Raw genomic sequence first — 16761 nt, 5'->3', positions numbered from 1 at the left:
GCATGTCGCCTGGGGTGCAGCGGGGCGCAGGCATGGCCAGCCGATGCCGGGTGCCGCCTAGGCTGGCCGCATGAGCATCGGCGCGACATGGGCTGGCACGCACACCTTCGGCGCGAAGGACATCATCGAGGCGACGAGCATCGCCCAGGTCGAGGACGTGCTGGGTAGCACCACCGGCCCCGTCCGTGCGCTCGGCACCCGGCACAGCCTTCAATGACCTCGCGGACACCCCCGGCACCCTCATCACCGTCACGGGCATCCCCGCCGACCCTGTCATCGATGAGCACGCACGCACCGTCACCGTGGGCGCGGGGGTGCGCTACGGCGTGCTTGCCGCATGGCTCCACGAACGAGGCTGGGCGCTCCACAACATGGGGTCACTGCCCCACATCTCGGTCGGCGGCGCCATCGCGACCGGCACGCACGGTTCCGGCGTCACCCACGGCTGCCTGTCCGATGCCGTCGCGGGTCTCACGTACGTCGGCTCACGGGGCGCGCTACGCACGATGGAGCGGGGCCAGGACGGCTTCGACGCGTTGCCGGTGGGGCTCGGCGCGTACGGCGTCGTGGTGCGTGTGACGCTCGACATCCAGCCGACGTACGCGGTGCGTCAGGACGTTTACCGCGGCCTGCCGTGGAAGGCGCTCCTCGATGACCTTCCTGGCGTGATGGGTGCCGGCTACTCCGTGAGCGCGTTCACGACGTGGGACGAGGACACCGTCCAGCAGGTATGGCGCAAGACCAGGATCGGTGCCGGGGACGCGCCGGGGCCGCAGTGGCTCGGCTCGCGGCTCGAGCACCCCGAGGAGTCAGGACTCGTGGGCGCCGACCCTGCCCAGGCTCACCGTGCGCGGCGGAGTCGAGGGCCCCTGGCTTGAGCGACTGCCCCACTTCCGCCTGGACCACACGCCGTCCAATGGCGATGAGATTCAGACCGAGTACTTCGTGGCGCTCGAGGATGGCGCCGATGCGCTTCTCGCCGTCCGCGCGATGGCCGGCGACATCGCGCCGCACCTGCTCGTGACCGACCTGCGCACGCTGGCCGCGGACCGTCTGTGGCTGTCGGGGGCGTTCGGACGCGACACGCTTGCCATCCACTTCACGTGGCGGAACCGTCCCGCCGAGGTGGCGGCGCTCACGCCCCGCATCGAGGAGGCGCTCGCGCCGTTTGGCGCGCGGCCGCACTGGGGCAAGGTGCACACCATGACGGCCGATGCCGTGGCAGCCGCTCACCCGCAGGCTCGCCCAGGCGCGGCTGCTGTTCGACGCCCTCGACGTCGACGGCAGGTTCGCGAACGCGCACCTCAGGCGGCTCGGGATCCGCTCGTAGCCCCCGGGTCGGGCACAGGCCACGACGCGGCGTACCCTCGTCGGGTGAGTGTCCAAGCAGGAACCCCCGGTCCGCTGACGGTCCGCACGGTCGAGATCGAGCACCCCGGCGACCTCCTCTCTCGCCTGCCACAACCAGGTATTTCATGGGTGCGTCGCGGCGAGGGCATGGTGGCCTGGGGCGAGGTCGCGCGCCTCGACACCGCCGGCACGCATCGCATCGATGAGGCCGATGCCTGGTGGCGTCGCGTCACCCGGCACGCGGTGGTGCGCGACGACGTCCACCAGCCCGGCACCGGCCTGATCGCCTTCGGATCGTTCGCCTTCGCCGACTCCTCGGCGGCGGGCGGCGTGCTGATCGTCCCGCGCTACGTGCTGGGGCTGCGCGGCGACAGTGCCTGGCTCACCGTCATCTCGGAGGACGGCGCGACCGCGATGCCCGACCTCGAGGACGCCACCGCGGACCCGCTGCCCGTCACCCCTTGCCCGCGGTCACCGTCGACCTTGGCGACCGCTCGGCCTGGGAGGCCGCCGTCACCCAGGCTGTCGCGCGCATCGGCGCGGGTGAACTCGACAAGGTGGTGCTGGCGCGGGCCGTGGAGGCCACGGCATCGGCCCCGCTCGATACGCGTGCCATCCTGGCGCGCCTCGCCGAGGACTATCCGAGTTGCTGGACGTTCGCCGTCGACGGACTGGTGGGCGCGACGCCCGAGCCTGCTGGCTCGCGTGGACCATGGTCTCGTCACGTCGCGTGTGCTGGCGGGCACGATTCGCCCCACGGGCGACGAGACCGCCGACCTCGCGCATGCCGCCGCGCTCGCACGCTCGTCCAAGGACCGCGAGGAACATGAGTACGCGGTGCGCTCCGTGCGCGACGTCCTCGAGGCGCACTGCGGTTCGGTCAACGTGCCCGAGGAGCCCTCGGTCCTGCACCTTCCCAACGTCATGCACCTCGCCACCGACGTCACCGGCGTGCTCAGCCACAACGCGTCCGCGCTGGAACTCATTCGTGAACTGCACCCCTCGGCCGCCGTGTGTGGGACGCCGACGCTGACGGCGGCGCGAGTCATCGACGAACTCGAGGGCCTGGACCGGGCGCGCTACGCGGGCCCCGTGGGCTGGATCAACGCCGCCGGGGACGGCGAGTGGTGCATCGGGCTGCGCTCGGCGGAGATCTCCGCCGACGACCCCACCCGCCTACGGCTCTTTGCTGGTTGCGGGATCGTCGCAGCGAGCGAGGCGGGCGCCGAGTGGGCCGAGTCGGAGGCCGCTCGAGCCCATGCGCCGCGCGCTCGGCCAGATGTAACGCCAGCCGGCCCGTCACTGGAACCGGCGCTACGCGCACTCCTCGGAGGCGTACTGCTCGAGCACTCCTGCCGCGGCAATGAAGTCCTCGCCCGTGGCTTGGGTAATCGCCTCCATGTAGCCGGTGAAGTCGAAGCTCGCGAGCGCCTCGATCTCCTCCTCGGTGAGGTCCGTGTAGTCGGGGTCGGTGATGTCGACACCCTCCGGGATCGCTTCCTGGAGGTCCTCCATGGCTCCGGCCACGGAGTCCAGCGATGCGACGATCGTGTCGCGAGCATCGGCCACCTCGCCGTCGACGTCGAGGCCAGTCAGCGTCGCGCGCGCCTCATCGAGCGACGCGAGCGCACCGTCGATGTCGCTCGTATCCATGCTGTCCGCGGACATCCCGAAGTCCCTGACCTCGTTGTACTGCGCACAGAAGTCGCCCGCGTCGGCACCGGAGCCTCCATCAGTGCCGGAGGCGCCGTCGTCACCCGCGTCCGCGTCGGTGGACGACTCCCCCGCATCGGGCTCCTGCTCCTCCTGGGACGGCGCGGCGGTCGCCGCGGCACTCGACGTCGGCGCGCCGGTGGCGTCCACCTCATCGCCGCCGTCCCCTGAACATCCGGCGAGCACCAGGCCCGCCACGACCGCCAACACGACTCCACGAGCCCCCGAGATTCTCATGTCATCGAACGTACCCAAGCCTGTCTCTCTCTCGCGAGGCGGGCGCCCGATGGGCACAATGAGGGGAACGCCGCGACGGCGCATGCGCACGGGAGGCACCATGACCCACACGGAGCACGCACACACGCACGCCGAACCCATGGCGGATTTCTCCCGCGCGTCGTGGGAGAAGAAGTACCGCGAGCGCGAGGCGCTGTGGTCGGGCCAGCCCAACGCCCCCCTGGTGGACGAGGCGGAAAACCTGGCCCCGGCATCGGCCCTGGAGGTGGGGTGCGGCGAGGGCGCCGATGCCGTGTGGCTCGCCACCCAGGGATGGCACGTCACCGGGGTGGACCTGTCCGCGACGGCGCTGGCGCGCGCACAGGTGCATGCGGAGTCGTCGGGCGTCGCGGCGCATGTGACGTTCACCGATGCCCCGCTCGACGAGGTCATCGGCCACCACGGCCCGTGGGAGCTCGTGTCCTCGATGTACACCCACCCCGCTCAGGGCGGGCGGTGGCTGGTGGAGACCCTTGCTGCCGCGGTCGCGCCAGGCGGCAGGTTGCTGGTGGTGGGCCACCATCCGACCGATCCGCACGCCGTCGATCACCCCGACCTCGCCGACGCCGCCTTCGCCGCGGAGGACGTGGCCGATGTCCTCGACCGCGATCTGTGGGAGGTCTCCGCGTCCGTGCGCGAGCGCGTCACGTGGGGCGAGGGTGGCCACGAGCGGCTGTGGCGGGACTCCGTGTTGGTGGCCAGGCGCCACGGCTGAGGCGCGCCCTCGACCCCGGCCTTCGGTCCCATGCGCACGCGGGGAGCGACGATTACCGTCCGAGCATGAGCGTCGACACCACCTGGGCCTACCGTCTGACCGCGCCGTACCGCTTTGAGCGAGTCGAGGTGCCCGTGCCCACGTCGCCCGAGCCCGGCGAGTTGATCGTGCGATTGACCGCGGGGGCGGTGTGCGGTTCCGACCTGCCGTTTGCCCGCGGGGCTCTCGTCCCTGCTGGCGGTCCCGGTCAGCCCGGAAGGCCGATGCACGAGGTCGTGGGCGTGGTCCTCGCCAGCGCGCATATGGACTTCGCGCCGGGCGACCGCGTGGTGGGCTGGGCGTCCAACTGGGACGCGTTGCGCGGGGTGTTCGTCACCCGCGGCGATCAGGTCTCGAAGGTGCGGATGGAGACGTCCGATGCGCTCGCCACCGTCGCGCAGTCCGTCGCCTGCCTCTTCACGGTCTTTGACCGCCTGGGGCCGCTCGACGGCCGCTCGGTGGGCATTGTGGGCGTGGGGCCGTTCGGCCTGATGACGTCCGTGCTGGCGCATGACTTGGGCGCGGGCCGCATCACCGGCATCGACCCCCTTGACCGCCGGGCAGACGCCGAGGGACTCCCGTTCGACGCCCTGGTGCAGCAAAACTCCCGCGTCTGGGCCGCGGGCATCGCCGATGCCGACCGGCCCGACATCATCATCGAGATGGTGGGCCACCAGTCCGCGACCGTGGCCGATGCCATGAACGCCGTCGCGCCCGGCGGCACCGTGGTGGCATTCGGGGTGCCTGACGACGACTGGTACGCGCTGCCGATGCGAGCGTTCTTCCGCCGCGGCGGGACGCTCGTCACGGGCGTCACGACCCATCACCGCGCCATGCTCGAACGCGCCCAGGACTACCTCATCGCCAACCCGGAGTTTGCGCCGCGGATCGTCACCGACGTGGTGCCCATCGACCGGGTGCAGGACGCCTTCGCGGCCGCATGCCAGCCTCGTCCTGGCCAGCGCAAGGTGGTCCTCAGCGTCGACTGACGCCTGGGCTCCACCCCGTCCTCCCCGTGCCGCACATGGCCTCATTTGCGGCACGTTCGGGCCTAAAGTGCCGCAAATGGGGCCATGTGCGGCAGCCGAGAGGGGTGCGCGGAGCGCTCAGCGCAGCTTCGCCTGGACCACCTCGATGCCCGTCGGCGGCGCCGTCAGCGCCTTCGCCAGGGCATCGGCGTTGGTGACGCGGGTGTGCTTCACGCCGTAACCCGCACACAGCGCACCCAGATCCGCGCCATGCGGGGTCGTGAACACGCGCTCCACATTGGCGGCGGGCGCAGCCGCGTGCTCGAGACCACCAAAGATGCTGCCGCCCCCGTCGTCGATCACGATGACCCTCAGGCGCGGCCTGCGCTCACGCGGACCCACCAGCAGCCCTCCCACGTCATGCAGGAACGTCACGTCTCCCATGAGCGCCAGGACGGGCCGCCCGGCCGCGAGCGCCATGCCCGCCGCCGTCGATACGGTGCCGTCAATCCCCGCGAGGCCGCGGTTCGCCACCAGCACCGGCGCGTCGCCAGGCCGCCAGGCGGGCGCCACCCGATCCACGGCGCGGACGGCTCCCGATGAGCCCACGAACGCGAGGTCGCCGGGAGCGAGCGCCGCGAGGAACGCCTCCGCAATCGCGTCGCGATCCCACCCGCGCTCACGCGGAGCCACCTGCGCCGCCGCGGCATGCCACCTTCCGAGCCACTGCGAATCCCCCAGCGACAAAGTGCCGTCCGCACGGCTCGTCCACACCGCGGGCACCGTCCGCAGCACGCGCTCCGCATGGCGCGGCGCCTCGCGCCAGCGGGCACCGTGGCCTGCGACCATGAGCGCCGGGGCATCGGCGATGAGGCGCTGCACCTGACGGGTCAGGGTGGGGCGGCCGATGACCACCACCTGGTGAACCTGGCGCGCCAACGCGGCGCCTGCATCGGACGCCAGAAGGTCAAGGTAGCCGGGTACGCATGCGTCGCCCGACCGCGCGCCTGACGTGGGTTCAGCCAGGAGCGGCCACCCGTGAGCTTCCGCGACGCGACGCGCCACGTCTCCCGCACCATCGCCCGCGATCACGATGCCGCGCTCGACCTCGGGCAGCGGCGCGGGCGAGTCCGCCACCGGGATACCGTATGCGCCGCTCGACGGGTGCGGCTCCACCAGCGGGACGTCGTCCCACACGCCGTTGTCGGGGCCGAGGGGGTCACGGAACTCGAGGTTCAGGTGCACGGGGCCAGGCGTCCCCGTCATGTCGTCGCGCGCGGGGTCGCCGAGCGCGACGGCGACGGCCCGCATCGCCAACCTGGCCGCACGCCCGGGCTCGTCCCCCGCGGCGGGGGCGGCCGCATCGGCGCTCCACCTGACAAACGTGCCGAAGATGCCCACCTGGTCCGTGGTCTGGTTCGCGCCCACACCGCGCAACTCGCCCGGCCTGTCCGCGGTGAGAAGCACCAGCGGCACACCCGCATGGTGAGCCTTCCATCACCGCAGGCAGCAGATTGCCCACGGCGGTGCCCGACGTGGTGACGATGGCGACGGCGCGCGGCTGGCCAGATGCGGCGGCTCCGCGGGCGAGTCCCAGCGCCAAGAACGCGGCGGAACGCTCGTCGATCCGCACGTGCAGGTCGACGCCTGGTGCTCCCAGCGGCGGATTGTCGGCGCCGGCCTCCGCGAGCGCATGCGCGAGCGGACCCGACCGCGAGCCGGGGCACAAGACGAACTCTCGCACCCCGCTGTGCACCAGGGATGCCACTACTCGCGGGCAAACTCGGCGGACGGATGGCTCACACGATCACCTCAAGGTCCTGGACGCCCATGCGTCCGTCGACGGGAAGCCAGGTCTTCGCCACGGTGTCGGTGGCGAGCAACGCACCGGTGCCCAGGCCGCAGGCGAGCGGCTCACGCGGGAGTGCCAGCGCCAGCGCGACCCCTGCGGCGAGGCCCACCGACGACTCCATCGCGCTGGAGACGACCAACGGCAGTTCACCCACGCTGTCGGCGATCTCGAGGGCACGACGCACCCCGCCCAGCGGTTGCGCCTTCAGGATGATGACGTCGGCGGCATCGGCCGCGATCACGGCGTCGGCGCTGCCGGGGATGCGGATGGACTCGTCCGCGGCGATCGGCACGTCCACTCGCCTGCGCAGCGCCGCCATGTCGGCGACCGACGCGACGGGCTGCTCCGCATACTGAAGCCCCGCCGCGCCGCCCGTGCGTGCGGCGCGGTCTAGCAGCGGCAGGCACCGTGCGGCCTCGTCGAGATCCCAACCGCCGTTGACGTCGACGCGCAGAGCACCGACGGGTCCCAGGGCATCGGCCACCGCCTCGACACGGGCGATGTCCGCGGCAAGATCCGAGCCGCCGCCCACCTTGATCTTGGCCGTGGTGCAGCCGTTGCGGGTGGCGTAGTCGCGCGCGGCCTCGGGGTCCACCAGCGGGACGATGGCGTTGACCGCCACGCTGTCACGGAGGAGTGCAGGCCACTCGCCTCGGGCCGCCTCGAGCGAGGCGCGCCACCAGCGCGAGGAGCGCTCGGCGTCGTAATCGGGAAACGGCGAGTACTCACCCCAGTGGTCGCGGCCGGCCTCGTCGCGGGTGCGGATCAGCACGCCGCTGCGGCGCGAGGTGGAGCGGAAACGGGTGGAGAGTTCGACGGCGAAGGGTCGGAACTCCATGGGCTCAGCCTACGGCCGGTCCGCCCCGCTCTCTCCCGCTGCAACCGCCCCAGCCCCCGCAGCCCCGCAGCCCCCGCCACCCCCGCAGTTTGAACCACTCCGCGCTCGACGCGCCGGGGCATCGGCCCTTGTCACCCGTCACAGCCGGCGTGTCGGGTCCCAGATCGGTTCAAAATGCGGAGGGGCGCACGGATACGCTGACCGTATGAGTTCCGTTCCCGCCTCCGTCTCCACGACCTTCGACGCCCAGCAGTGGCGGGCCATCGACGGTTTCCCCGACGGCGACATCACGTATCACCGCTGGGTGGCGCGCGACGGCGACACGGAGCGCGACCTGCCCGCGGTGCGCATCGCGTTCAACCGCCCCGAGGTGCGCAACGCCTTCCGCCCGCAGACCGTCGACGAGCCTGTACCGCGCTCTCGACCATGCACGCATGACCGCCGACGTCGCCGCCGTCATCCTCACGGGCAACGGCCCGGCCCCCAAGGACGACGTGTGGGCGTTCTGCTCGGGCGGCGACCAGCGCATTCGCGGCCGTGACGGCTACCTGTACGAGGGCTCCGCAGCAGACGCCCCCGCCCATGGCGGCCGCCTCCACATCCTCGAGGTGCAGCGCCTCATGCGGACGATGCCTAAGGTCACCATCGCCGCCGTGAACGGCTGGGCGGCGGGCGGCGGGCACTCGCTGCACGTGGTCGCGGACCTGTCGATCGCGTCGCTCGAGCACGCCCGGTTCAAGCAGACGGACGCGAACGTGGGCTCGTTCGACGCGGGCTACGGCTCGGCGCTGTTGGCGCGCCAGGTGGGCGACAAGCGAGCGCGCGAGATCTTCTTCCTGGCGCGCGAGTACTCGGCCGCGGATGCGGAGCGCTGGGGCGCCGTCAACGAGGCCGTCCCGCACGCGGACCTCGAGTCCACTGCGCTGGAGTACGCCAAGGTCATCGCGACCAAGTCACCGCAGGCGATTCGGATGTTGAAGTTCGCGTTTAACCTCGCGGACGACGGCCTCGCCGGGCAGCAGGTGTTCGCTGGCGAGGCGACCCGCATGGCGTACATGACGGACGAGGCCCAGGAGGGTCGCGACGCGTTCCTGGAGCGCCGCGACCCGGACTGGACGCGGTTCCCCTACGCCTTCTGACGGCCGATGCCGTGGCGGCGCCGCGTACGGCGCTCGCCCCGGGCATCGGCCCTCGTCACGCTCCCCGCGGTGGATTTTGTCTCATCTGGGGCCTTAGGCGCACCAAATGGATCCATTTGACGGATTAGGAGATGTCGATTGAGGTGTCGTTGCTGATGCCCTTGTTGGGGATGAGCTCGACCCAGGTGTTGCCGGGGACCAGTTCCACATCCTCGCCAGCGGGCGTGGTGATGACGAACGGGTCGAACTGTCCGGCCTTGGACCACTCGACCTCGACCATCGAGTCACCGGCGGCCACATAGCCCGTGCCGGACTCGCCCGCGACCAGCGTCTCGGGAACGGACGAGCCGCCGCTCGACGAGGTGTACTTCACGGTGACCCACAGCATGACCACGTTCTCGGCGTTCACCTGGGTGCCGTCGTCCTGGGTGTGGGGCTCGCCACCCTCGATACGCATCCACGAGGCCTCATCCGCGTCCCAGCGCCAGCCCGGGTGCGAGTACTGCGACATCGAGATGTCGATCGCGGAGACCTTCTTGCCTTCGTCCACCACGTTGGAGGTCTGTCCCTCGTAGGCGTAGGCGAACTGCTGGTCGGGGGCGGTCGCGTCGGTCTGCTCGTAGAAGTCGGCGGGCGTCCCGTACAGGTTGTGCGGCGCGCTGCGGTCCGAGGTGCGGAAGAAGCCGTAGCCGCCGGTGTCCTGCGCGATCATCTCCTGACCGGTGTCGCGCGTGGCGTTGATGAACCGGCCCTGAGCGCCGGAGAAGATCAGCGGTCCACCCATCGAGCCCATGATGTTCTTGTCCATCGGGCGCATGGAGCGGACCGGGCCCAGCGTCTCGGGGACGTCGGACTGGTACACCGCGATGAGGCGCGAGATGCCTGCCTCGACGTACTCCTCGAACACGATGTCCGCGTTCTGGACGTTCTGCTGCGGGCGAGCGTCGGCGGAGTTCTCGATCTTGATGGACAGCGCGGCGCGGGCGAGGTCCGCCTCGTCGGCCTTGGTCGCGTCCGCGCCGGTGAGCGGCCACACCACGTCCGGGATGCCGTCGTCGGGGGCGGCGGGGACTGCGGTGCGCTCCACGGGTGTGGGGGATGCCGTCGCGGTGACGGCGGGCGCTTCCTCGACATCGGGCGAGGAGCACGCGGCCGCCACCAGGGAGGTGACGACGGCGAGGGCGGAAAGCGACAGGGCGCGGCTGGTCCTCATGCGGCCCAGTGTAGGGGGGCACCTAGGCTGAGGGCATGAACTTCGCGCGGCTCGTCGACGACCCGTGGCGGGCGGTGGCCGATGCCCTCGACGGCGCCGCGCCCGGCATCGCGGCGCGCACCTCGGGTTCCACGGGCGAGCCCCGCGAGGTGTTGGTCAGCGGGGCGGCGATGCGCGCCTCGGCCGTCGCCACCCTCGATCGCCTTGGCGGTGGTGGGCACTGGCTGCTCGCGGTGCCCGCCGACAGGATCGCGGGCGCCATGGTGCTGGCGAGGGCACGGGTGGCCGATGCCGAGGTCGCCTCGATGCCACCAGGCGCCTTCGCGGCGGCAGGCTTTGCCGCGGCCGTGTCGGCCCTCCCGCCGGGGCGCCGCTATGTGTCCCTGGTACCCACGCAGGTGCGTCGGGTCCTCGCCGATCCGCGGGCCGCGGACGCCCTCGCGTCGTTCGACGCGGTCCTCGTGGGTGGTGCACCCCCGGGGATGGTGCTGCCCGCCAACGCGGTGGAGACGTACGGGATGACGGAGACGTCCGGGGGCTGCGTCTACGACGGTATGCCGCTCAGCGGCGTCGCGGTGCGCATCGGCCAGGACGGGCGCATCGAGCCTGGCGGGGCCGATGCTCGCGGACGGCTACCGCGACGGCGACAACTCCGCCTTTGTGACGGACGCCACCGGCCGCTGGTTCCGCACCTCGGACCTGGGCGAGTGGGACGGAGCGCGGCTCACGGTGCACGGGCGCGCCGACCACGTCATCATCACCGGCGGCCACAACGTCCACCCGGCCGCCGTCGAGCGCGCCTTGGCCGATGCGGGGGTGGCCGAGTCCATCGTGGTGGGGCTGCCCGACCCCGAGTGGGGACAGCGGCTGGTCGCGCTCGTGCCCGAGGGCGCCGATGCGCTGGACACCCTGCGCGGCCGCCTCGCCCTTCCCCGCTACGCCTTGCCGCGCGCCCTCGCGCGCGTACGCACCCTGCCCCGCACCGAGGCTGGCAAAATCGATCGGAGCGCCGCGCGAGACCTCGCCGCGGCATCGGACCTCGAGGAGCACGCATGACCACCGCCCAGGATTGGGTCGCAGGCGCCCGGCCGCGGACCCTGTGGACCGCCATCTCCCCGGTCGCGGTCGGCACGGGAGCGGCGGTCCTGCTCGACGGCTTCCGCTTCCTGCCCGCGCTGCTCGCCCTCGCCGTCGGCCTCGCCATCCAGATCGCCGTGAACTACGCGAACGACTATTCGGACGGGGTGCGCGGCACCGATATGGACCGCGTGGGCCCCGACCGCCTCGTGGCGACCGGCAAGGCCACCCCCACGGCGGTGCGCAACGCCGCGTTCCTCGCCTTCGGCGTGGCCGCGATCGCGGGCCTCGCCCTGGTCGCGGTGACCGACACGTGGTGGCTACTCATCGTCGGCGCCATCGCCATCGTCGCGGCGTGGGGCTACACGGGGACGTCACGTCCATACGGCTACTCCGGATGGGGAGAGGTGGTCGCGTTTGTGTTCTTCGGCCCCGTCGCCACGCTCGGCACGCTGTACACGCAGACCGGGCGCATCACCTGGTGGGCCGTGGTGGCCTCCGTGGGCGTGGGCCTGTACTCCGTGGCCCTCATGCTCGTGAACAACATCCGAGACATCGAGACCGACACGGTGGCGGGCAAGCGCACGCTGCCGGTGCGGGTGGGCGAGGCGCGCGCGCGGCGCATGTTCATGTCCGTGGTCCTGCTGCCCGTCGTCTGCGCCGTCGTGGTCGCCTTCGTCCACCCGTGGGCGCTGATCGCCACGGTGGTGGCGCTGCCCAGCCTCCTCATCGCGTTTGCGATGCGCGTGGGCGCGGAGAAGATCTCGATGCCGCTGATCTTCAAGGGCATCTCGGGCATCGGCCTGGCCTACGGCCTCCTGCTCGGTCTGGGGCTGGCGCTGTGAGCGGGATGCCCGTCCGCTACGAGGGCATCGTGTGGGCCCGGCTGCGGTGGGGTCGCGACGGCAAGCCCGTACGTCACGTGGTGTTCGGCGCGGTGTTTGTCCTGCTCACGGCCTTCGAGGCGCTGTTCACGCTGGCGGCGATTCAGACGGGCCAGGGCAACCCGTGGCTCTACGGCGCCTTCACGCTGGCACTCACGGCGTGCGCGTGGCACCAGTTCACCGACGCGCACTTCGCGCGCCGTGTCGCGCGCGAGCAGGCGAAGCGGCCCCGTCAGTCCTGACGGATGGTGCTGTCGGGGTAGGGCCAGTTGCCCTTGCCCTCCTTCGTGGTCGCGGCGGTGTCCGCCTCGGCGTCCTCCTCCGCGTCGAGGCTGCGCAGACCCTTCTGGGAGCGGTCGATCACGCCCTCCATCTGCTTGCCCGCCTCGTAGCGCATGCCCGGCAGCACCAGGTAGGAGATGAGCCACGCCACGATGAAGGCGGCGATGAAGGCGATCACGTCGAACCAGCCCACCAGGTACAGCACTCCGAGCACGGCGAGAAAAATGCCCGTGCGGGCGCCCCAATAGGCAAGGATCTTCATGCGGACTAGGGTACGCGGGCCTCGCGGCGCCTCGCGCCGCGCGATCGTGCTTGCGGCCGATGCCACGGCAGGGCCGCGCGTGCCTACAGTAGAGACATGAAGTACCTCGTCCTGGCAGCCCTGTACGTCGGCCTCACCGCCTACGCGGTCACCGACGTGCTCAACAAGGGCCAGGAGTCGTACGCGGGCCTGCACCGCGCGGCCTGGATCGCGATCATCATCCTCGCCCCGTACATCGGCGCCCTGATCTGGATCGGGCTGCAGATGCGCGGCAACGGCACGTCGGCTCCCCCGGCGCAGCGGGCCCCGGACGACGATCCCGACTACCTGCGCTGGCTGCGTGACCAGGGACGCCGTCGCGATCAGCGGTAGGCGACCTACCCGTTCGCGGCGTCACCGATGGCGAGGCCGCTCGAGACCCACAGGTCGGGCGTCCAGCCACGCTGTGCGGCCCTCTCGATCGCCTCGGCCACCACGGCGTTGAGCAGCGCCGTTCCCACCACGGTCGAGGTGGGGCCCAGGCGCGTCCCCGCGGCCTCCACGGGCACGGCTGCGTCGCCCACGGTCCCGTGGTTGTCGAGCACGATGTCCGCCACCTCGTGAAGCCTTGGGATGGGGTGTGGGCCGGGCATCGGGCGACGTGGCGTGTGCCACCGACGTGACCGCGATGGTGAGGACGCCGCGGGCGCGCGCCACTTGTACCGCCTCCACCGAGACGGCGTTGCCGCCCGAGTTCGAGCCGACGATGAGGACGTCCCCCGCCTCCAGCCCGTGGTCGTCGAGCAGGCTGCTCCGCGAGCCCTGGCAGCCGCTCCGCCTGCGTGGCCAGGCGATTCGAGCCGTGCAGCATGAGGCCCTCGAAGAACAAGGGCCGCACGGACTTGAGGCCGCCCGCGCGGTAGAACAACTCCTCGCTGAGCAGGTTGGAGTGCCCCGAGCCAAACGTGTGCAGCGTGCGGCCCGCGACTAGTGCCTCCGCGATGGCCTCGGCTGCCAGCGACAGGCGCACGGATTCCTCACGGATCGCGTCCTCCAGGGTGCGCACCACGGTCGAGAGATACCGTCCTCCCGCCCCATCGGCGGAGAGTGAGGCGGCAGCAGCGGCGTCGGAGGCGTCCATGCCTTCGACCCTAGCGGCGGGCGCCGCGAGCGCGCGCGTCAGACGACGGCGCGCTACATCCCGTACAGGTCCAGAATCTGCGCGCCGACGGTCTCCACGTCGAAGCGCTGCACCCGCTGCGCCTGTTCAGCGTGCAGATCAGGCTCGCAGCCCGGGCGACTGGATGAGCAGCGTGAGCGCCTCGGCGAATGCACGCACGTTGCGGGCGTCCACGCTCACCTGGGGCTGGTCGCCGATGACGGACAGGTAGCCGGGATTCGCGCCGGCGAGCACCACGCCTGCTCCGGAGGCCATCGCCTCCACCAGGACGATGCCGAAGGCTCTCGCCTCCCGTGGCGGGGAACACGGCAATGTCGGCGTCGGCATAGAAGCCGGCCTTGTCCTCCTCCGCCACAAAGCCCGCGAAGGTGACCGTGTCATCCAGGCCGTGGCGGGCGACGGTCTCGGTGAGCGACCCCATGAGCGGTCCCTTGCCGCCGATGCGCACCTCGATGCGCGCGAGCACCACCGGGTCGAGCGCGGCGAGCGCGGCAATCAGTTCGACCGCCCCCTTGCGCTCCACCAGGCGGCCAAGGAAGGCCACCACCAGGCGGCCATCGGCGCCCGGGGCGCGCGTCGCAGCGGCCGCCTCGCGTGCGAAGCGGGTGACATCCACGGGGCACGGAATGACCCGCGGGTCGATGCTGAAGGCGCGGCCGGCGAACTCGCGCGCGGGCGGCGAGACTGCGCAGAACGCGTCGAACTTCGCCAGGTTGCGGCGCAGCCATCGGCCGAGCAGACGCGTGCCGTGCTCGCTCACCGCACCGTCGGGGAGGATGTGGAACGTCCCCACAATGCGCACCGTGCGTGCCTGCACGCGCCGCGCCTCGTCTACCACACGCGCAGCGAACAGCGGCGAATGCGGGATCTGGACGTGGATGACGTCGTAGCGTTCGCGCTCAAGAAACTCCCGCAGCATGGCGCGCGAGGTGGGCAACGGGATGCGCAGCCCATTGCCGTTGAAGGTGACGCCGACGTTGCGGGCCAGCGAGTGCACCGTCACGTCGGTGCGCGTCGCGTCCGAGCACACGTAGTGCACCTCGTGACCGGCACGCTCCAGGAACGCGCCCAGCGTCAGCACGTACTGCTGCACACCGTCCGGGCGGTCGATCGAGTCATCGAGGACCAGCGCAACCTTCACTCAGGTCACGTCCCCGAGTAGGTGTGCAGGCCCTGGAAGACCAGGTTCACCACCGTGAAGTTCATGATCAGCGCCACGAAGCCGATGAGGGCGACCACCGCGCTGCGGCGTCCGGCCCACCCCTGCGTGGTGCGGGCGTGAAGGTAGGCGGCGTAGATCACCCAGATGACGAACGACCAGACCTCCTTGGGGTCCCAACCCCAGTAGCGGCCCCACGCGTGCTCGGCCCACACGGCGCCCGCCATCACGGTAAAGGTCCACAGCACGAAGCCGACGGCGTGAAGGCGGAACGCGAGGGCCTCCAGGCGCGCGGGCGCGGGCACGGCCTCGAGCCACGTCCAACGCTTGAGCATGCGCACGTTCGCGTTGCGCCAGCGCACGGTGGCCCGGCGCATGCCGCGAGGGGGTACCGCTGCGATGTTTTCGTCACGGTAGTCGCGCATCAGTTGGAGCGCGGTCGCGATCGCGCCGACCGTCAGGATGCCGGTGGCGATGATCGCGATGGACACGTGGATGACCAGCCAGAACGACTGGAGGGCGGGCATCAGCCCGGTGGACTGGTTGTACAGGACCGTCATCGCGAGGCCGAGACCGAGCGTGGCGAAGCCCGTCACACCCGGCGCGAGATACGACACGTCGCGACGCGACTGGACGATGAGGAAGACCATGACGGCCACCCAGGTACCGGTGATCGTGTACTCGTACATCGTGGACCACGGCACGTGCCCGGCCTCGATGCCACGGGCCACGACGCCGACGCCCTGGAAAAGCGCACCCATGATCATCGTGGCGCGGGCAATGCCGCGCGCCTTCGAATGCACGTCCGCTCGCCGGAAGGCAGGCGCGGGCGCCGCGTCGGCGCCATCCGAGCCGGCTCCCGCAGCCACCAGCGCGCGCTGCTTCTTCGCGGCCAGTTTCGCGTCGGCCACCTTCGCCAGATGCATCGACGAGGCAACCATGGCGATCGCGTAGAGCGCGGTAGCGCCCCACAGCGCGAGCCACTCAGTGACTGGGCGTTCATTCGTCGTCCTCCGGGGGGATCGAGGCGGGACGGGGCCTCCCCGTCGCTGCGGCGAGCGCGCGCTCGCTCGAAACGCGCCCCCGTGTCGTGCGGGGGCGACCACACGGCCGCCGTCACCACTGTAGCCGCGCCGCCCGCGGCATCGGCCACGGGAACCGTGACCCACACGCGCCTGCGCGGGGCGAAGAGGCTGGTGCCCAGCCCGATCAGCGATGCGACCGCGAACGCGAACAGCCACGGCAGCGACGGGTCGCGGCGAAGGTCGAACGCCGCGTAGCGCGGAAGGTCGTTCCACGTCAGCGTGCCCAGGTCGTTCGGTGCTCGACCGTCTGACCGGGGGTGATCTCGATCAGCGCCACGTCGCCGTTGTCGTCACGCACCGGGCTGAGCCTGGCTTTCATCGAGCGTGTAGACGTTCTGCGGCACGCCGTCGTCGAGGCCAAGGTCGCCGGTGTACATCTGCAGCAGCAGCACGGGGTTCGTGGCATCGGGGAACACCGAGACGGCGTCCGCCCCCTCGCCCACCGCGCTGGGCAGCAACGTGCCCTTGAAGCCGAATTGCTCGCCGTCGGTGACGTCGGGAACCTTGATCACACCGGTCGAGGTGTACACGTCGTCCTGCGGGATAAATGGGACCGCACCCTCGAAGGCCACGTTGCCCGCCGAGTCGGTGATGGTGAACGACGGCGCGTAACCGTTGCCCTGCAGGTAGATCTTGGCTCCCTCGACCTGGATGGGCCGGTTCACCTGCGCCTCAACCTGACGGGGTTCCCGACCCGGCTCGGTGAGCGTCGCGAACGCCGTGAAGGCTCGTGGGGCGCCCCGTCGCCTC

18 protein-coding genes and 7 pseudogenes are annotated in these 16761 nt (G+C 71.2%); 13 read left to right on the top strand and 12 right to left on the bottom strand.

Translation table 11 applies throughout. The annotated features are described in order from the left end of the window. Positions 1 to 70 precede the first annotated feature (70 nt). The 7 genes and pseudogenes from QQK48_RS10180 to QQK48_RS10150 all read left to right on the top strand — a co-directional run bounded on the left by QQK48_RS10180 (position 71) and on the right by QQK48_RS10150 (position 5082). Positions 71 to 217 (top strand): hypothetical protein, encoded by a 147-nt coding sequence (locus QQK48_RS10180; protein ID WP_284328385.1) that lies wholly within the window; start codon positions 71 to 73, stop codon positions 215 to 217. Beyond that, positions 186 to 878, top strand: coding sequence for an FAD-binding protein (locus QQK48_RS10175; RefSeq protein ID WP_284328384.1), 693 nt, complete (start codon positions 186 to 188; stop codon positions 876 to 878). Before QQK48_RS10180 ends, QQK48_RS10175 begins: the two co-directional genes overlap by 32 nt. Then, a pseudogene (locus QQK48_RS22465) lies at positions 847 to 1680 on the top strand (D-arabinono-1,4-lactone oxidase); the annotation flags it as partial. The gene QQK48_RS10175 and the pseudogene QQK48_RS22465, both read left to right, overlap by 32 nt. After that, on the top strand, positions 1569 to 2180 hold the full coding sequence (locus tag QQK48_RS10165; RefSeq protein WP_431308418.1) for a chorismate-binding protein: 612 nt from the start codon (positions 1569 to 1571) through the stop codon (positions 2178 to 2180). The pseudogene QQK48_RS22465 and the gene QQK48_RS10165, both read left to right, overlap by 112 nt. Continuing rightward, complete coding sequence (locus QQK48_RS10160) at positions 2083 to 3234, top strand: chorismate-binding protein (protein ID WP_431308417.1); 1152 nt, start codon at positions 2083 to 2085, stop codon at positions 3232 to 3234. The genes QQK48_RS10165 and QQK48_RS10160 overlap by 98 nt, the downstream gene beginning before the upstream one ends. Before the next feature lie 166 nt (positions 3235 to 3400). Then, on the top strand, positions 3401 to 4054 hold the full coding sequence (locus tag QQK48_RS10155) for a class I SAM-dependent methyltransferase (protein ID WP_284328383.1): 654 nt from the start codon (positions 3401 to 3403) through the stop codon (positions 4052 to 4054). Between the two features lie 65 nt (positions 4055 to 4119). Further along, positions 4120 to 5082, top strand: coding sequence for a zinc-binding dehydrogenase (locus tag QQK48_RS10150; RefSeq protein ID WP_284328382.1), 963 nt, complete (start codon positions 4120 to 4122; stop codon positions 5080 to 5082). Between the two features lie 117 nt (positions 5083 to 5199). On the opposite strand, the gene QQK48_RS19865 is transcribed toward QQK48_RS10150, so the two are convergent. From QQK48_RS19865 to QQK48_RS10135, 3 genes and pseudogenes are all read right to left on the bottom strand, one after another. Next, entirely contained in the window at positions 5200 to 6537 is a 1338-nt protein-coding gene (locus tag QQK48_RS19865; protein ID WP_348523582.1) for a thiamine pyrophosphate-dependent enzyme, read from the bottom strand. Positions 6538 to 6613: 76 nt separating this feature from the next. Then, positions 6614 to 6805: pseudogene (locus QQK48_RS21730) on the bottom strand (hypothetical protein); the annotation flags it as partial. A 55-nt stretch (positions 6806 to 6860) separates the two neighbouring features. Further along, complete coding sequence (locus QQK48_RS10135) at positions 6861 to 7751, bottom strand: o-succinylbenzoate synthase (RefSeq protein ID WP_284328381.1); 891 nt, start codon at positions 7749 to 7751, stop codon at positions 6861 to 6863. Between the two features lie 205 nt (positions 7752 to 7956). Between QQK48_RS10135 and QQK48_RS10130 the strand changes: the two are divergent. Continuing rightward, positions 7957 to 8890 (top strand): annotated as a pseudogene (locus QQK48_RS10130) (1,4-dihydroxy-2-naphthoyl-CoA synthase). Between the two features lie 124 nt (positions 8891 to 9014). Here QQK48_RS10130 and QQK48_RS10125 read toward each other — a convergent pair. Both QQK48_RS10125 and QQK48_RS10120 read right to left on the bottom strand, forming a co-directional pair. Next, positions 9015 to 10103 (bottom strand): DUF3048 domain-containing protein, encoded by a 1089-nt coding sequence (locus QQK48_RS10125; RefSeq protein ID WP_284328380.1) that lies wholly within the window; start codon positions 10101 to 10103, stop codon positions 9015 to 9017. 22 nt (positions 10104 to 10125) lie between these two features. Continuing rightward, complete coding sequence (locus QQK48_RS10120) at positions 10126 to 10365, bottom strand: hypothetical protein (protein WP_284328379.1); 240 nt, start codon at positions 10363 to 10365, stop codon at positions 10126 to 10128. Between QQK48_RS10120 and QQK48_RS21725 the strand changes: the two are divergent. The 4 genes and pseudogenes from QQK48_RS21725 to QQK48_RS10105 all read left to right on the top strand — a co-directional run. Next, positions 10274 to 10624 (top strand): annotated as a pseudogene (locus QQK48_RS21725) (AMP-dependent synthetase); the annotation flags it as partial. The gene QQK48_RS10120 and the pseudogene QQK48_RS21725 sit on opposite strands and share 92 nt — an antisense overlap. Before the next feature lie 97 nt (positions 10625 to 10721). Continuing rightward, positions 10722 to 11159 (top strand): AMP-binding enzyme, encoded by a 438-nt coding sequence (locus QQK48_RS10115; RefSeq protein ID WP_284328378.1) that lies wholly within the window; start codon positions 10722 to 10724, stop codon positions 11157 to 11159. Beyond that, positions 11156 to 12025 carry a 1,4-dihydroxy-2-naphthoate polyprenyltransferase gene (locus QQK48_RS10110; RefSeq protein ID WP_284328377.1) on the top strand — a complete coding sequence of 290 codons (870 nt, stop codon included), beginning with the start codon at positions 11156 to 11158 and terminating at the stop codon, positions 12023 to 12025. Before QQK48_RS10115 ends, QQK48_RS10110 begins: the two co-directional genes overlap by 4 nt. Before the next feature lie 5 nt (positions 12026 to 12030). Then, the gene (locus tag QQK48_RS10105; protein ID WP_284328376.1) at positions 12031 to 12306 is read left to right on the top strand and encodes a hypothetical protein; all 276 of its coding nucleotides are present in this window, start codon (positions 12031 to 12033) and stop codon (positions 12304 to 12306) included. Here QQK48_RS10105 and QQK48_RS10100 read toward each other — a convergent pair. Next, positions 12297 to 12608 carry a DUF4229 domain-containing protein gene (locus QQK48_RS10100; RefSeq protein WP_284328375.1) on the bottom strand — a complete coding sequence of 104 codons (312 nt, stop codon included), beginning with the start codon at positions 12606 to 12608 and terminating at the stop codon, positions 12297 to 12299. The two genes, QQK48_RS10105 and QQK48_RS10100, sit on opposite strands and share 10 nt — an antisense overlap. A 96-nt stretch (positions 12609 to 12704) precedes the next feature. Between QQK48_RS10100 and QQK48_RS10095 the strand changes: the two genes are divergently transcribed. Further along, positions 12705 to 12980 carry a PLDc N-terminal domain-containing protein gene (locus tag QQK48_RS10095; RefSeq protein ID WP_284328374.1) on the top strand — a complete coding sequence of 92 codons (276 nt, stop codon included), beginning with the start codon at positions 12705 to 12707 and terminating at the stop codon, positions 12978 to 12980. 5 nt (positions 12981 to 12985) lie between these two features. Here QQK48_RS10095 and QQK48_RS10090 read toward each other — a convergent pair whose 3' ends face one another. From QQK48_RS10090 to QQK48_RS10075, 6 genes and pseudogenes are all read right to left on the bottom strand, one after another. Further along, positions 12986 to 13204 carry a phosphoheptose isomerase family protein gene (locus tag QQK48_RS10090; protein WP_284328373.1) on the bottom strand — a complete coding sequence of 73 codons (219 nt, stop codon included), beginning with the start codon at positions 13202 to 13204 and terminating at the stop codon, positions 12986 to 12988. Positions 13205 to 13322: 118 nt separating this feature from the next. Beyond that, positions 13323 to 13550: pseudogene (locus QQK48_RS21720) on the bottom strand (hypothetical protein); the annotation flags it as partial. Further along, positions 13471 to 13728 (bottom strand): annotated as a pseudogene (locus tag QQK48_RS21715) (SIS domain-containing protein); the annotation flags it as partial. The pseudogenes QQK48_RS21720 and QQK48_RS21715, both read right to left, overlap by 80 nt. Before the next feature lie 10 nt (positions 13729 to 13738). Then, on the bottom strand, positions 13739 to 14908 hold the full coding sequence (locus tag QQK48_RS10085) for a glycosyltransferase family 4 protein (RefSeq protein ID WP_284328372.1): 1170 nt from the start codon (positions 14906 to 14908) through the stop codon (positions 13739 to 13741). A 5-nt stretch (positions 14909 to 14913) separates the two neighbouring features. Then, the gene (ccsB, locus tag QQK48_RS10080) at positions 14914 to 15867 is read right to left on the bottom strand and encodes a c-type cytochrome biogenesis protein CcsB (protein ID WP_284328371.1); all 954 of its coding nucleotides are present in this window, start codon (positions 15865 to 15867) and stop codon (positions 14914 to 14916) included. Between the two features lie 170 nt (positions 15868 to 16037). Further along, positions 16038 to 16748, bottom strand: a pseudogene (locus QQK48_RS10075) (cytochrome c biogenesis ResB family protein); the annotation flags it as partial. Positions 16749 to 16761 lie beyond the last annotated feature (13 nt).

This window comes from Demequina litorisediminis, assembly GCF_030161615.1.
GTDB classification, from domain to species: domain Bacteria; phylum Actinomycetota; class Actinomycetes; order Actinomycetales; family Demequinaceae; genus Demequina; species Demequina litorisediminis.
Note: the sequence above shows the minus strand (reverse complement) of the source record. Positions and strands in the feature narration are given on the sequence as shown.